We start from the raw sequence: 15,844 nt of genomic DNA, 5'->3' as shown, positions 1-15,844 counted from the left end.
CTAGCCCTAAAAAATTTAATTAAGCAGCATTTGAATGCAAATGGAAACGAATCTCGCCAGAATTTGGCGTATAAACAGCTGCACCAAAAGCAATAATCGTGCCAAACTTATCTTTTACAGTAGAATAAGCTGCAATTACAGAAGTTCCAACTTCAACATTCAGTACTGCCGCAAGCCGGTCACACAGCTCTTCTACATGCACAGACACCTCATTTTCTACAAGCTGAACAGCGTACGCTTTGAACAAAAAATCAGCTAACGAATCATCTGAAAAATCATGCGTCAAAATTTTAGGAAAACGCGAAGCAGACAAATAAATCACACTATAACGCGATAAAACATCGTCAACATAGCGCAAGCGTTTCAAACATATCAACTCATCTTCTGGATCAAGACCTAAACGAGCAGCAGCATCTTCATCGTGAATAACATCTTTTTCAATAACTTTTATTCTAACTTTTGCATCATTAGAATAAGCCTGCTCATAAAATCCTTGCGCGCGATCAGAAATCACTTCCTGATTATAAGTATGAATAATTGAAGAAGCTCGAAATGTTCCCCTACCCTGCTCACGAACAAGTAATCCTTCAGTAATAAGATTATCAACTGCATGCCTCAAAGTGATACGACTCACATTGTACTGTTTGCACAATTCAATTTCAGGAGGTAATTGTTCGTTAGCTTCCATAGAATCAATATGAGCGCGTAGATTATCTCGCACAGCAATATATTTAGGCACACCGTCGACCATTATCACTCTCCCCTAACTAAGCGCTAGCATGAAAAAGCCGCTGATACTAGTTTGTGTAAAACACAGCATAGTAACAACGGCTCATGCAAAACTAATAACTCTGTTATCCTATCAGCCCTAACATAAAATGTACAAACAAATAGGAAAATGAGTAAAAAGAATTTAATCTATGTCTACACAATTATTTAATTGTATTTTTATTTTCTTTACTTATTTTATTTCTTCAACTTTTTCAAAATTATTAGAATCGCGTTTATTCATCAATATCGAAACAGAATAGAACAATATTAGTGCAATAAGTATTACAGAAATTAGAACAGTACGACCACCGACAATATTTACGTGACCAAGTATTACACCAAATACGCCATAATCTGCATCAGAATATGTAGAATTTGCACTTCCTAAATTGCCAAGCACTGGCAAAAGGAACAACGGAAGGAAAGTAATGAAAAGGCCATTAATAAATGATGCAGTCAAGCAACCACGTATTCCACCTTGACCATTACCAAATACTCCTGCAGCACCACCAGCCATAAAATGCGCAACAATTCCAGGAATAATAATTGTCGTTCCCAAAATCGCCATAAACGTCATTCCAAGCAAGCCGCCAAAGAAACTAGCCAAGAAGCCAATAAGAACAGCATTAGGAGCAAAGCCAAAAGTCATTGGTGCATCTAAAGCAGGACGAGCATTTTTAACAAGCTTTTCCGATATTCCCTTAAAAGCTGGAACAATTTCGTCAAGAACAATCTGCACGCCTGCAAGAATAATATAAACACCTGCAGCAAAAGTTGCAGCCTTCAACATAACGAAAACAATGGAGTTTTGACCATTAGATAAATGTGTTTCAACATACGAAGATCCAGCAAAAAGAGCCACTACGATATAAATAACAGCCATAGAAAGCGTGATAAGAACTGTTGTATCACGCAAGAATCCCAATGCTGCTGGGAATTTAATATCCTCAGTTGACTTAGAAGGACGCTTTTTTGAAGCAGTAATCTTTGCAATTAACGCACCTAAAGCAACACCAGTACCAGCAGGATGTCCTAAAGCAACATCATCTTTGCCTGAAGCTTTTTTCATAAACGGCTGCACCAGTGCTGGAGAAATTGTCGTAAACAATCCTTGAGCAATTGAACCCCATAAAAGGACTTCCCACATGCTAAAACCAGCAACATTAAATATAACAGCAAGCATACTTGCCATATAGAAAGCTACGTGACCCGTTAAATAGATAAATTTAAAACGAGAAGTAATAGAAAGAATAATATTAACAATCATTCCAAAGAAGAAAATAAGCGCAGATTCAGAGCCATACTTCAATAAAACAGTTCCAATAATTGCTTCATTATTCGGCACTACGCCTTGCACATGAAATGCGTATTGAAACATTTTGCCAAATGGATTCAACGCTTCAGTAATAACTCCAGAACCAGCTGCTAAAACAAGAAAACCAACAAGAGTACGAATTGATCCTTGCAAAATATCCGAGAATTTCTTTCTTTGCACTGCAAGCCCAATAAAGGAAATAAGCGCAACTATAACAGATGGCTGTCTGAAAATATCGAGCAGTACTGACAAAATGCCGTCCACGTAACTCTCCTTACCATATTAATCGATATAGTTTGAGCGGCTTACGCAATTATTGGCGGCAAAAAAATATCTTACAAACTTCGCAAACGATACCGTAGGCGAAACTATTCGAAATACACGATTAGTTTCGTAGCACAGTAAAACTACACATACAAAATTCACGGTTCCGCAATGAAGCAAAGTAGTAAGAGCTACTACGAGCAGCAGTTTTTACACCCAGCCAACAACTACTGTTACAGCTCATACTGTTGTTTCATGTAAAATTCATTATATCGTTTAAACATTATAAACAATTAAAAACAACTGTATTTACTACTAAAATATTCATTAAATATCGATAAAATTCGAAAATTTACCTGTTTTTAGAAAATTCGACACACCAATATACAGAAAAAAGCACTCCATTTTCGCGAAGTGCTTTATAAAAATCAGTAATTATTACAGTTTTTAATGAAAATAAACATATGTTTTACTGTATAAACATATGTTTATATTTCAGTCAATAATTCTCATCAAAAACTGTCACTCCCACTCAATCGTGGCAGGCGGCTTAGACGTTACATCAAGCACTACACGATTAATTTGACGGCATTCATTCGTGATTCGAGTAGAAATATTTGCCAACACATCGTAAGGCACACGAGACCAATCAGCTGTCATAGCATCTTCAGAGCTCACAGGACGCAAAACAATTGGAGAACCATATGTACGCTCATCACCCTGAACACCAACAGAATGAACATCAGCAAGCAAAACGACTGGGCATTGCCAAATGTCGCGATCCAATCCAGCTTTAGAAAGCTCTTCGCGCGCAATAGCATCTGCTTCACGAAGAACAGCTAAGCGTTCGCGTGTAATCTCGCCCACGATACGAATACCTAAACCAGGTCCTGGGAATGGCTGACGCCAAACAATTTCATCTGGAAGTCCAAGCTCAGTTCCAATAGCACGAACTTCATCCTTAAACAAAGTACGCAAAGGTTCAATAAGCTTAAACTTCAAATCTTTTGGCAAACCTCCAACATTGTGATGAGATTTGATGTTTGCAGCACCATCACCGCCACCGGATTCAACTACATCCGGGTAAAGCGTGCCTTGCACAAGGAACTTAACTTCTGCTCCAGATTTTCCAGCTTCTTCGATAACTTGACGCTGAGCTTTTTCAAAAGTGCGTATAAACTTCTCGCCAATAATCTTACGCTTGCACTCCGGCTCACTCACGCCTTTAAGTGCGTCCAAAAAGTCATCTTCTGCATCAACTGCAATAAGTTTAATGCCTGTTGCTTCAACAAAATCATGCTTAACCTGCTCAACTTCGCCTTTACGAAGCAAACCGTGGTCAACAAAAACGCAAGTAAGCTGATTGCCAATTGCTTTATGTACCAATGCTGCAGCAACAGCAGAATCTACGCCGCCAGAAAGACCACAAATAACTTGCGCGTCGCCAACTTCTTCACGAATCTTAGCAACTTGATCCTCAATAATATTAGAAGGATTCCAATTATTATCCAGTCCTGCACACTTATGTAAGAATGTAGATATAAGTTCCTGACCCAATGGAGTGTGTTTAACTTCTGGATGCCATTGCACACCGTAGAGTTTGCGACTTTCGTCTTGCATTGCTGCAACTGGAGCACCTTCTGTGTGAGCCAAAACCGTAAAACCTTCTGGAGCACGCTTAACAGCAACACCGTGACTCATCCAAGTATTCTGCGCAGATGGGGATCCGGAAAGTAAACCTTCAGAATCATCAATAGTTGCAGCAGTCTTGCCGTACTCACCAAGTGCAGCTTTATCGACATCGCCACCAAGCTCATGAGCCATTACCTGGAAGCCATAGCAAATACCAAGAACCGGTACACCTGCTTCAAAAATCTTTGGATCAATGTCAGGAGCACCTGGTTCATAAACAGAAGCAGGACCGCCTGAAAGAATAATAGCTTGAGGATCCTTAGCAAGCATTTCGTCAACTGGCATAGAGTGAGGAACAAGTTCTGAATACACATTTGCTTCGCGCACTCGACGAGCAATAAGCTGAGCATATTGAGCGCCAAAATCAACGACAAGCACTGGTCCTTTTGCCATGATTCTCCTTATATATAAGTTCTAACACGATTCAACTTATAATAGTGAAACTTTGCGACGTTACGTAATTACAAAACGCCGAAAATTAAACACAAAAGTTACACGTACAGTCTAACACTGCAAATAACGTTGGTAGATTTTTGTGCGAAACGCTTAACTATAAAGTATAAAATGAACATTAAATATAACATAATCTATACAAATGGCTCATTTTTTACGCACATAATCACACATTTTTTCAACACAAATGCACGAAGAAGTAACCAAACGAACAAAAGTCAGACGCTGGCACTATACTGAAACGGATGGAAAAAGAGCTGTAATACATTTGTTTTCCAGTCTCTATAACCAAATGGTAATGATCAAATTGCACTGAAAAGTGCTTGAGTACAGGAGTACACATGACGAGTCCTGTTATTGGCACACCTTGGAAGAAGCTAAACGCTCCAGTTTCCGAGGCAGCTATCGAAGGCGTAGACAAGTACTGGCGCGTTGCCAACTATCTTGCAATCGGCCAAATTTATCTTCGCAGCAACCCTCTAATGAAGGAGCCGTTCACTCGCGAAGACGTTAAGCATCGTCTGGTGGGCCACTGGGGCACCACTCCAGGTCTTAACTTCCTTATCGGCCACATTAATCGTTTTATCGCTGATCACCAGCAGAACACCGTGATTATCATGGGTCCAGGCCACGGCGGCCCAGCTGGTACTGCTCAGTCTTACCTCGACGGTACTTACACTGAGTACTATCCAAAGATTACTAAGGACGAAGCTGGTTTGCAGAAGTTCTTCCGTCAGTTCTCTTACCCAGGCGGTATTCCTTCTCACTTCGCTCCTGAAACCCCAGGTTCCATCCACGAAGGTGGCGAGCTTGGTTACGCACTTTCTCACGCTTACGGCGCTGTTATGAACAACCCAAGCTTGTTCGTTCCAGCAATCGTTGGCGATGGTGAAGCTGAGACCGGTCCTTTGGCTACCGGTTGGCAGTCCAATAAGCTTGTGAACCCACGTACCGATGGTATCGTGCTTCCAATCTTGCACTTGAACGGCTATAAGATTGCTAACCCAACAATTCTTTCCCGTATTTCCGATGAGGAGCTTCATGAGTTCTTCCACGGCATGGGTTATGAACCATACGAGTTCGTTGCCGGCTTCGACGATGAGGATCATATGTCCATCCACCGTCGCTTTGCCGATATGTTCGAAACTATCTTCGATGAAATTTGCGATATTAAGGCTGAGGCTCAGACTAACGATGTAACTCGTCCTTACTACCCAATGATTATCTTCCGCACTCCAAAGGGTTGGACCTGCCCGAAGTTCATCGATGGCAAGAAGACCGAAGGTTCTTGGCGTGCACACCAGGTGCCACTGGCATCTGCTCGCGATACCGAAGCTCACTTCGAGGTTTTGAAGAACTGGATGAAGTCCTACAAGCCTGAAGAGCTCTTCGATGAAAAGGGCGCTGTGAAGGAAGACGTTCTTTCCTTCATGCCAAAGGGCGAACTCCGCATTGGTGAAAATCCAAACGCCAACGGTGGTCGCATTCGTGAAGACTTGAAGCTTCCAAAGCTTGAAGATTACGAAGTCAAGGAAGTTAAGGAATTCGGTCACGGCTGGGGCCAGCTCGAAGCTACCCGTCGTCTTGGTGTTTACACTCGTGACATCATCAAGAACAACCCAGATTCCTTCCGTATCTTCGGACCAGATGAGACTGCTTCCAACCGTTTGCAGGCTGCTTACGAAGTAACCAACAAGCAGTGGGATGCTGGCTATCTCTCCGGCTTAGTCGATGAGCACATGGCTGTTACCGGTCAGGTCACCGAGCAGCTTTCCGAGCATCAGATGGAAGGCTTCCTCGAAGGTTACTTGCTCACCGGTCGTCACGGCATCTGGAGCTCCTACGAGTCCTTCGTACACGTTATCGACTCCATGTTGAACCAGCACGCAAAGTGGCTTGAGGCTACCGTTCGTGAGATCCCATGGCGTAAGCCAATCTCCTCTGTGAACTTGTTGGTATCCTCTCACGTATGGCGTCAGGATCACAACGGCTTCTCGCACCAGGATCCAGGCGTAACCTCCGTGCTCTTGAACAAGACCTTCAACAACGATCACGTAATCGGCATTTACTTCCCAGTAGATTCCAACATGTTGCTTGCTGTTGCTGAAAAGGCTTACAAGTCCACCAACATGATTAACGCTATCTTCGCTGGTAAGCAGCCAGCTGCTACTTGGTTGACTCTCGACGAAGCTCGCGAAGAGCTCGAGAAGGGTGCTGCTGAGTGGAAGTGGGCTTCCAACGCTAAGAACAATGACGAAGTTCAGGTTGTTCTCGCTGGTGTTGGCGATGTTCCACAGCAGGAATTGATGGCAGCTGCCGACAAGTTGAACAAGCTTGGCGTTAAGTTCAAGGTTGTTAACGTTGTTGACTTGCTCAAGTTGCAGTCCGCTAAGGAAAACAACGAAGCTTTGGCTGACGAAGAGTTCACTGAGCTCTTCACTGCTGACAAGCCAGTCCTCTTCGCTTATCACTCCTACGCACATGACGTTCGCGGCTTGATTTACGATCGTCCAAACCACGATAACTTCAACGTTCATGGCTACAAGGAGCAGGGCTCCACCACAACGCCATACGATATGGTTCGTGTGAACGACATGGATCGTTACGAGCTTACCGCTGAAGCATTGCGCATGGTTGACGCCGCTAAGTATGCCGACGAAATCAAGAAGCTCGAGGACTTCCGCCTCGAAGCCTTCCAGTATGCAGTCGACAAGGGTCTTGATCACCCAGACTACACCGATTGGGTATGGCCAGGCGTTAAGACCGATAAGCCAGGCGCTGTCACCGCTACCGCTGCAACCGCAGGCGATAACGAGTAGTTTTAAGCTGATAAAGCTAAAACTGGTTAGCTAAAATATTTCGGGAGTCAATCGAAAGATTGGCTCCCGTTTTGTATATTAAAACAAAAAACTCCATGTTATTAAAACAAACAATGCAATAAAACTAGTTATATACAAAATAAATTACATTTATAATTACTATTTTGTGCGTGTACAACGTAGATAAGCCGTACAATGGAAAAAGTTTGTTTATATTGCAAAAATGCAAAACTTACATTAACAATATAAACCTAGCAGTAACACGAAGTATCAAAGGAGAACGCATCGTGTCGCATATTAATGTAACAATTATCGGCAACGAAGATATGTACGGCAGAAATGCTGTTGCATTCGGAATAACACATATTCTGTCTAATAACTACAGCACTACTGTTTTTCGTCCATGCGCTCAACCAAATGACACTTTTACTAAACAACTTTTGGGTATCGCAAATACTTCAACGAAATTAGAACAAGTTATTGCAACAACTCCAGAAATAGTTAGAACAAATAAAGACACAGTGCGAGGAGATATCGTTGCGCGCTATAACGAATTGTTGCAATCCACCTCTGCTCAAGCTTCTATTATTGTTTCTAGTGACGCAAACCCAGCATATGATCCAGAACTGTTTTCTTTCGACGCAACTGTTGCAGCTGACTTGGAATCGCCTGTTTTTCTCACAGTTTCAGCTCAAGGCAGAAACTCGCAACAAATTTTACAAACTATAGATTCTGCAAATGCTTGCGTTCTTAAATCATGCACACAAGTTTTAGGAGTATTTGTTACAAACTGCGATCCAGAACTTGGAGCTGAGTTAATGCGTGACTATAGCTCTAGGAATTATGCAAACTCGAACGACGAAGCATCCCGAGTAAGCCAAACTCCATTATGGGTTTTGCCACCAATAGATGAAGAAACTAAAAATTCTTCATTAGAAACATTCGTAAATTGCGTTCGAGAAAATGATGTTCTTAATGCTCTCCACCAACCATTTAAAGATCCAACCACACCTTATGCTTTCCAATACAGTTTATTAGGGAAAGCAAAAGAAAATAAGAAAACTATAGTTCTTCCGGAAGGAGAAGAAGATCGTATTCTTAAAGCAGCAAACTATTTGCTAGAACGTGATATTGTAAATCTAATTATCATTGGAGAACGCGAATCTATTCTTGCTCGAGCAGAAGAACTAAATCTCAATTCTCTTTGCAAAGCTAGTTTCCAATCTATGCACGATGAAGCAATGCTAAGCCATATGATTACAAAACTTTGCGAATTAAGAGCAAAGAAAGGAATGACAGAAAAGCAAGCGCGTGAACAATTAACAGACGCAAGCTACTTCGGCACCATGCTAGTAGTACTAGGTCAAGCAGACGGTCTTGTTTCTGGTTCAGTTAATTCAACTGCAAATACTGTACGACCTGCTCTTCAAGTTATCAAAACTAAGCCTGGTTCTAAGCTGGTTTCTGGAGCATTCCTTATGTGCTTCAAAGATCACGTATCTGTATTTGCAGATTGTGCAATCAACCCAAATCCTAGTGCAGAGCAGCTTGCTGATATTGCTATTCAGTCTGCACACACTGCTGAGACTTTCGGACTCAACCCTAAAGTTGGAATGCTATCCTATTCAACGCTTGGTTCAGGAAAAGGGCCAGATGTTGATACTGTAGAAGAAGCAACACGCATTGCGAAAGAAAAAGCACCTGATTTAGCAATTGTTGGATCTATACAGTTTGATGCAGCATGGTCTCCTACAGTTGCTGCAGCAAAAGCAAAAAATAATAGTATTGCTGGTCATGTGAATGTATTTGTATTCCCTGATTTATGCGCAGGAAATATCGCTTATAAAGCCGTGCAACGCTCCAGCGGAGCACTGGCTGTTGGTCCAATTTTGCAAGGATTAAATAAGCCTGTAAATGATTTGTCTAGAGGAGCTTTAGTACAAGATATTATTAATACTGTTGCTTTAACCGCATTAGAAGCACAATCAGAATAAACATAATAAAGCTCCTAAAACAGCACCACAGTGCACACATAATCTTTAGGTATTGCATTGCACTCAATATCTTTAAGTTTGTAGGAACTTAACGCTAAACTAGAGCGTGGCAATTTATAAGCCTTATCAATACTTATGGAGGATGCCCACATGGCAAAAACCGTTCTTGTTATCAATTCTGGTTCCAGTTCGATTAAGTATCAACTCGTTGACTTGGAAAGCGGTGAAGGCATCGCTTCCGGCATCGTTGAGAAGATTGGCGAGCCAGTTGACGGCCACTACAAGCACGTATTCAATGGCGAAAAGCATGAGTTCGATGAGCCAGTTCACGATCACGAGCAGGGCTTGAAACGCGTACTTGGATTCTTCGAAGAATATGGTCCAAAGCTTTCAGAGTCTGGCATTGTTGCTGTCGGTCACCGCGTTGTTCAGGGTGGCTTAACATTCCCTAAGCCTGCATTAGTCAATGAAAAGACAATCAATAAGGTTAAGGATTTGGCAGTTTTGGCTCCACTTCACAACGGTCCAGAAGCTGTTGGCGCTGAAGTCATGACTGAACTTTTGCCAGATGTTCCACAAATTATGGTATTCGATTCTTCATTCTTCCATGCTTTGCCACAGGTTGCAGCAACTTATGCTTTGAACAAGGAAATCGCAGATCGCTATCATATTCGTCGTTATGGTGCTCACGGCACTTCTCACGAATACATTGGCTCTGTTGTTCCAAGCGTTGTCGGTAAGCCTGCAGAAGGTTTGAAGCAGATTGTTTTGCACATTGGTAACGGTGCTTCTGCTTCTGCTCAGATTTCTGGAAAACCAGTCGAAACTTCTATGGGCTTAACCCCACTCGAAGGCTTGATGATGGGCGGTCGCACTGGCGATATTGACCCAGCTGTAGTGTTCCACCTTATTCGCAACGCTCACATGAACGTGGACGAACTTGACACTCTCTTCAACAAGCGTTCAGGCATGATGGGTATGACTGGTCATGGCGATTTGCGTGATATTCACAAGCTCATCGCAGAAGGCGATGAAAACGCTAAGCTCGCTCTCGGCGTATACGTGCACCGCATTGTTGGTTATATTGGCAACTATACTGCTCAAATGGGCGGCGTTGATGTCATTACCTTCACAGCTGGTGTCGGCGAAAACGACGAAATTGTACGCGCTCGCGTATGCGAAAAGCTTGAGCCATTCGGCGTTAAGCTCGATAAGGAAAAGAATTTGGTTCGTTCTAAGGAGCCACGCGTTATTTCCACTCCAGACAGCTCTGTGATTATTGCTGTGATTCCAACGAACGAAGAGTTGGCTATTGCGCGCAAGGCTGCAACCATTGCTGAAGCTGGTGAAGATAGCTACGGCAACAAGTTTGAGCACTAAATTGTTTGCGCTTAACGGCGTAGAACAAAATAAATAAATATGAATAATCCCGGGTCAAAAAGGCTCGGGATTATTTATTATTCAAGCATTCTATGCCACATTCCTGGAAAATCAGGAATCGTTTTGCGAGTAGTAGAAATATTTTTGATTCTTATATTTTCTATGCGTAATCCAAGCATTGCAGCAAAAGTTGCCATTCTGTGATCCGCATAAGTTTCCATTACTTCCCCATGCATATGATTACTTGGCTCAATACGAATGCCATCTTCGAGCTCTTTAGCACCAATCCCAACTCGATTCAATTCATTAACTAAAGCTTGCAAACGATTCGTTTCATGCCCTCTCAAATGCGCGATACCATGAAGTTCACTTGGACCGTCCGCAAAAGCAAGAATAGCTGCAATACTAGGAGCAATCTCCCCTGCTGCACTCAAATCAAGATACGGAATTGCTTTAATCGAACCATCGCTTTCCACATGCATTATTCCAGCGTCATCGCTTGTTTTTTCAAAACTAACTTTTGCGCACATTTTCTCTAATATTCCAGGAAGCAATCCTCCAGGTTGAGTTGAAGAAAACGGCCAATTAGGTATACTGACACTTCCTCCAGCAATCAATGATGCTCCTAAAAATGGCGCAGCATTAGAAAGATCAGGCTCTATAGTAACAGTATCAGATAAAGCTATTTTGCTCTCTTTAACATGCCACATTGCGTTGCTAGTCATATTTACAACCCCACCCGCTTTGCAAATATCGTCCATAGTCATGCGAATATGCGGCATACTTGGTAATGTATCACCAATATGTTTAAGCTCTAATCCACCAGGAATACGTGAACCAATTAGAAGCATCGCAGAAATAAATTGTGATGATGAAGAAGAATCAATTTGCACGATTTTTTCAGAAAAATTATTTATTTTAAATTCGACTGAAGGTGGCGTAATAGTAAAAGGTAAGAAACCCTCTTCTCCTTGATATTCTACGCGAGCACCAAGCTGCTCTAAACCGTCAAGAACTGGCTTCATAGGACGAGCATAAGCTTGCTTATCGCCATCAAATCGCACAGCTTTATTTGCAAATAAAGCTAAAGCTGCAACGAAACGCATTACAGTTCCAGCTAAACCACAATACACTTCAGCATTATCTGGAATCCTAAAAACTCCGTCTTCTGGAGGAATTACACGAAGCTTAGTTCCATCTTCATTTAATAACTCACATCTAACGCCAAATGTAGATAAAGCGCTAATCATAAGCTCCGTGTCGCGCGAGCGCAATAATCCTTGTAAAACTACTGGTTTTGTGCTCAAAGCTGCCAAAATTAAATAACGATTCGACAAAGATTTACTTCCAGGAACCTCAATATAAGCTTTTAATTGATGATTAGCATACGGCGCTTTCCAAAAAGTAGTGCAATCTGCAATATCGTTAATACCACTCATACTATGAATACTATCGATTGACATGTACTGTTAAATAAGAATAAAAAGCAAAAATACGCATATTTCATTAGATATAAAAAGTCGGGGTGACAGGATTCGAACCTGCGACATCCTGCTCCCAAAGCAGGCGCGCTACCAAACTGCGCTACACCCCGAGGCTTTTGAACTGATTACCAGTTCCAAGCACAATCAATTACAATAGCGCACTTTGCAGACAAATGCAAATTACGACACACGTATTATGAAAATTTTTTCTTCATTACAAAATTCGACTAACAAAACTCATTACTAGCCACCAAACGATACAATAGAATTAGTTTAAAGAAAAAGGGGCTAAGTATGGGACGCTTCCAGCGAACAGAGGCAATGGGGTTAATATCATTCATAGTTTGCGCAGCTTGTGGAATGATTATTATGAGAATGTATATGGCAACAATGCCAGCATTTTGGCAAATTAGCCAGCGATTATTCCTTACAGCTTCAACTATTGTGTCTTTGTGCAGCGTAGGCGCTTTTATTGTTGGATACTTGCGTACAAATAAAAAAGTTATCAGCCATCACTTAATTCGAGTAGCTAAGCACGCGTTTGAAATAACAGCGCTTTCTACGATTTACGGCGCAACGATGTTTCTTATGTCTTTTGCTTTGCTATCTATTATTAATAGCATTATTGGCAGAGCGGCAATGAACAGCTATTTACCAGTATTATGCTCAGCTTTATCTGGAATAGTTGGATACGCAACTCTTATTCAAGCTGAACTTCTTGAAGCTAAAACTGTGGCTTCCCTCCTGCCATTATTCGTTATTTCTGGAGCTGCAACTGCAGGTCTTACGACAGATGATCCGTACTGGTATAACAATAATTTCTCTCAACTTGGAGACCGCACAACATTTGCAGCTAGTATGTTTAATGCAACACTTGTTTTGTCAGGAATTTGCATTATCATAACGAGCTACTTTGCTATTACTGAATTCGTTGCAACACAGCACGAAATGCTACAACACAATAACCAAAAACTGATTAAACACTTCAAGATGCGCACAACTGTTATGGCAGCTTTGCTGATTCTTGGAGGAATATCGTTTATTGGAATAGGAACTTTTAGATACACGCCACATCCTTTCTTACATGATTTATGTGCTCGAGGAGTGACAGGATTAATTTGCACAATGCTTGTTTGCCTTCCATGGCTTGCTCCTAGGCTTTCTCGCACATTCTATATTGCTTCCGATTTAGCGGTTATTCTTACTGCGTGGGCAGGAAATCAGTGGGTACATGGAAATAATACTCTTACAAATGTTGAAGCATTATCATGTCTGCTATTTCTTGGATGGATTATTGTATTTTCACGACAAGTTGCGGCTATGCAAAGCGATCGTCTTCAATCAAAAATAAATCAAGCTTTAATATTAAATAGAAGCTCAAAAGCACAAATAGAATAAGAACAAAAGATAAATTAAACTAACAAAAGCAGCGTAGAAACTTAAATTTCTGCGCTGCTTTTAGTTTTTACAAGTCACGAACTTCTTTACGAATAAAGCATAATACTCAACATTCTGGCTTATGCTCGCTCATAAGAAGCAAGAAACTACGAGATTGTGCGACAATATTAAATCCTGCTTCATATAACAATTCCGGACCCTTTGGATTATATGTGTCCACAATCAACTTCCACTTCTCACCATAACGTTTATCTGGCAAAGTAAAAGTAATAGGTTCATAATGCGCATTAAAAATAAGAATAAAGTCATTATCAACCATTCTCGTTCCATACCAGTCAGTTTCTGGAATATCCGAACCATTCAAATAAATCATCACAGATAAAGCATGAGTATTTGACCAGTCCTCCATATCCATAACAGTACCGTTATGGTCAAGCCATTCAACTTGTGGAATATCGCTTACATCATCTCCAGCAGAACGACCCGTAAAGAAACGACGACGATGCAACACAGGGTGCTTCAAACGCAGGTGAATAAGCTTAGAAACGAAATCGAACATATCTCGCTGAGTTTCGTTATAATCCCAGCTTATCCACGAAATAGCATTATCTTGGCAATAAGCATTGTTATTACCATTCTGCGTGCGCATGACTTCATCACCAGCGCATATCATAGGAATGCCCTGGCTCATCAAAAGAGTTGAGAACAAATTACGTATTTGACGTTCACGCAATTCGTTAACATCGTGAATATTAGTAGGTCCTTCAACACCGCAATTCCACGAACGATTGTCGTTCGCACCATCGCAATTGCCTTCTTTATTAGCTTCATTATGCTTTTCGTTATAGCTAACTAAATCGTTCATAGTGAAGCCATCGTGAGCTGTAATAAAGTTCACGGAAGCTACAGGCTTTCGTCCATTTTGCTCATACAAATCTGAGCTACCCATAAGCCTGCTAGCAAATTCAGGTAATGTAGATGGTTGTGAGCGCCAAAAGTCGCGAACACAATCGCGATATCTTCCATTCCACTCAGACCAACTTGGAGGGAATCCACCAACCTGATATCCACCAACACCAATATCCCAAGGTTCAGCAATAAGCTTCACACTTGAAATAATGGGATCCTGCTCAATAATGTCAAAGAATGCAGAAAGTTTATCTACTTCTTGGAACTGACGAGCAAGAGTTGCTGCTAAATCGAAACGGAAGCCATCGACATGCATTTCAGTTACCCAATAACGCAAACTATCTGTGATTAACCGCAACGCTTTTGGAGAACGCATAAGTAAGGAATTACCAGTACCAGTAGTGTCAAAATAATGACGCTGATCATTATCTACAAGACGATAATATGCACGATTATCAATACCACGGAAACTCAAAGTAGGACCACGGTCATTGCCCTCAGCAGTGTGATTGTAGACAACGTCTAGAATCACTTCCATGCCTGCAGCATGATACGCCTTAACCATTGACTTAAATTCGTTAACTTGCTCTCCGCGCTGACCAGAGCTGGAATAAGAATTTTGAGGAGCGAAGAAACCAATAGTGTTGTATCCCCAGTAGTTACTTAATCCTTTATTTTGCAAGAAAGAATCGTTTACAAACTGATGGATAGGCATCAATTCTATTGCAGTAACACCAAGCTTCCTTAAATAAGAAATAACGCTTGGATGTGCAAGTCCAGCATAAGTGCCTCTAATATCTGGAGGAACACGTTTATCAAGATTAGTCATTCCACGAACATGAGCTTCGTAAATAACAGAATCATGATACGGAATCATAGGGTGCTGATCATTACCCCAATCAAAATACGGGTTAATAACTGCAGCCTTCATCGTATGATCCGCAGAATCCAAAGTATTCATTGCTGAAATATCATCTGGATTATCAAACCAATACGAGAAAAGACTCTCATCACCGTCTATATTTCCTTCAATCGCCTTGGCATATGGGTCAAGCAACAACTTATGAGGATTGCACCATAAACCATGAGAAGGATCATAGGGTCCGTGAACACGATAACCATAACGCTGACCAGGCTGTATGCCTGAAACATAGTTATGCCACACGTATGAGTTCTGCTCAGTCATATCAATACGTGTTTCATTATCATGCTCATCAAATAAACATAATTCAACGCGCTTTGCAACTTCGGAAAACAGCGCAAAATTCACGCCAGCGCCATCATAGTTTGCGCCAAGCGGATACATGGAACCTGGTCGTATATGCATAATATAAGTATCTCATATATTCGAGTAGTTTTCACGTC

General features: G+C 41.5%; 9 protein-coding genes and 1 tRNA gene. 4 read left to right on the top strand and 6 right to left on the bottom strand.

Features of this window, described 5'->3' with window-relative positions:
* Positions 1-19 precede the first annotated feature (19 nt).
* The 3 genes from HXT50_RS01210 to guaA all read right to left on the bottom strand — a co-directional run bounded on the left by HXT50_RS01210 (position 20) and on the right by guaA (position 4,435).
* Entirely contained in the window at positions 20-751 is a 732-nt protein-coding gene (locus tag HXT50_RS01210; protein ID WP_421776921.1) for a GntR family transcriptional regulator, read from the bottom strand.
* Positions 752-961: 210 nt separating this feature from the next.
* Positions 962-2,350, bottom strand: a complete 1,389-nt coding sequence (locus tag HXT50_RS01205) for a PTS ascorbate transporter subunit IIC (RefSeq protein WP_004106942.1) — start codon at positions 2,348-2,350, stop codon at positions 962-964.
* Positions 2,351-2,872: 522 nt separating this feature from the next.
* Positions 2,873-4,435, bottom strand: a complete 1,563-nt coding sequence (gene guaA / locus HXT50_RS01200; protein WP_410297358.1) for a glutamine-hydrolyzing GMP synthase — start codon at positions 4,433-4,435, stop codon at positions 2,873-2,875.
* 401 nt (positions 4,436-4,836) lie between these two features.
* On the opposite strand from guaA, the gene HXT50_RS01195 reads away from it, so the two are divergent.
* The 3 genes from HXT50_RS01195 to HXT50_RS01185 all read left to right on the top strand — a co-directional run bounded on the left by HXT50_RS01195 (position 4,837) and on the right by HXT50_RS01185 (position 10,688).
* The gene (locus HXT50_RS01195) at positions 4,837-7,314 is read left to right on the top strand and encodes a phosphoketolase (RefSeq protein ID WP_421776920.1); all 2,478 of its coding nucleotides are present in this window, start codon (positions 4,837-4,839) and stop codon (positions 7,312-7,314) included.
* 287 nt (positions 7,315-7,601) lie between these two features.
* Entirely contained in the window at positions 7,602-9,308 is a 1,707-nt protein-coding gene (pta, locus tag HXT50_RS01190) for a phosphate acetyltransferase (RefSeq protein ID WP_421776919.1), read from the top strand.
* Between the two features lie 150 nt (positions 9,309-9,458).
* Entirely contained in the window at positions 9,459-10,688 is a 1,230-nt protein-coding gene (locus HXT50_RS01185; RefSeq protein ID WP_410297360.1) for an acetate/propionate family kinase, read from the top strand.
* Positions 10,689-10,765: 77 nt separating this feature from the next.
* Here HXT50_RS01185 and aroA read toward each other — a convergent pair whose 3' ends face one another.
* Positions 10,766-12,127 (bottom strand): 3-phosphoshikimate 1-carboxyvinyltransferase, encoded by a 1,362-nt coding sequence (gene aroA, locus HXT50_RS01180; RefSeq protein ID WP_116442682.1) that lies wholly within the window; start codon positions 12,125-12,127, stop codon positions 10,766-10,768.
* Between the two features lie 81 nt (positions 12,128-12,208).
* Positions 12,209-12,282, bottom strand: a tRNA-Pro gene (locus tag HXT50_RS01175).
* A gap of 184 nt (positions 12,283-12,466) precedes the next feature.
* Between HXT50_RS01175 and HXT50_RS01170 the strand changes: the two genes are divergently transcribed.
* On the top strand, positions 12,467-13,570 hold the full coding sequence (locus tag HXT50_RS01170) for a hypothetical protein (protein ID WP_004119320.1): 1,104 nt from the start codon (positions 12,467-12,469) through the stop codon (positions 13,568-13,570).
* Positions 13,571-13,676: 106 nt separating this feature from the next.
* On the opposite strand, the gene glgX is transcribed toward HXT50_RS01170, so the two are convergent.
* Entirely contained in the window at positions 13,677-15,806 is a 2,130-nt protein-coding gene (gene glgX, locus HXT50_RS01165) for a glycogen debranching protein GlgX (RefSeq protein WP_032835386.1), read from the bottom strand.
* Positions 15,807-15,844 lie beyond the last annotated feature (38 nt).

The organism is Gardnerella sp. KA00243 (genome assembly GCF_049244105.1).
Taxonomy (GTDB): domain Bacteria; phylum Actinomycetota; class Actinomycetes; order Actinomycetales; family Bifidobacteriaceae; genus Bifidobacterium; species Bifidobacterium leopoldii.
The sequence above is the reverse complement of the archived record's forward strand: the minus strand, read 5'-3'. Positions and strand labels throughout refer to the sequence as shown.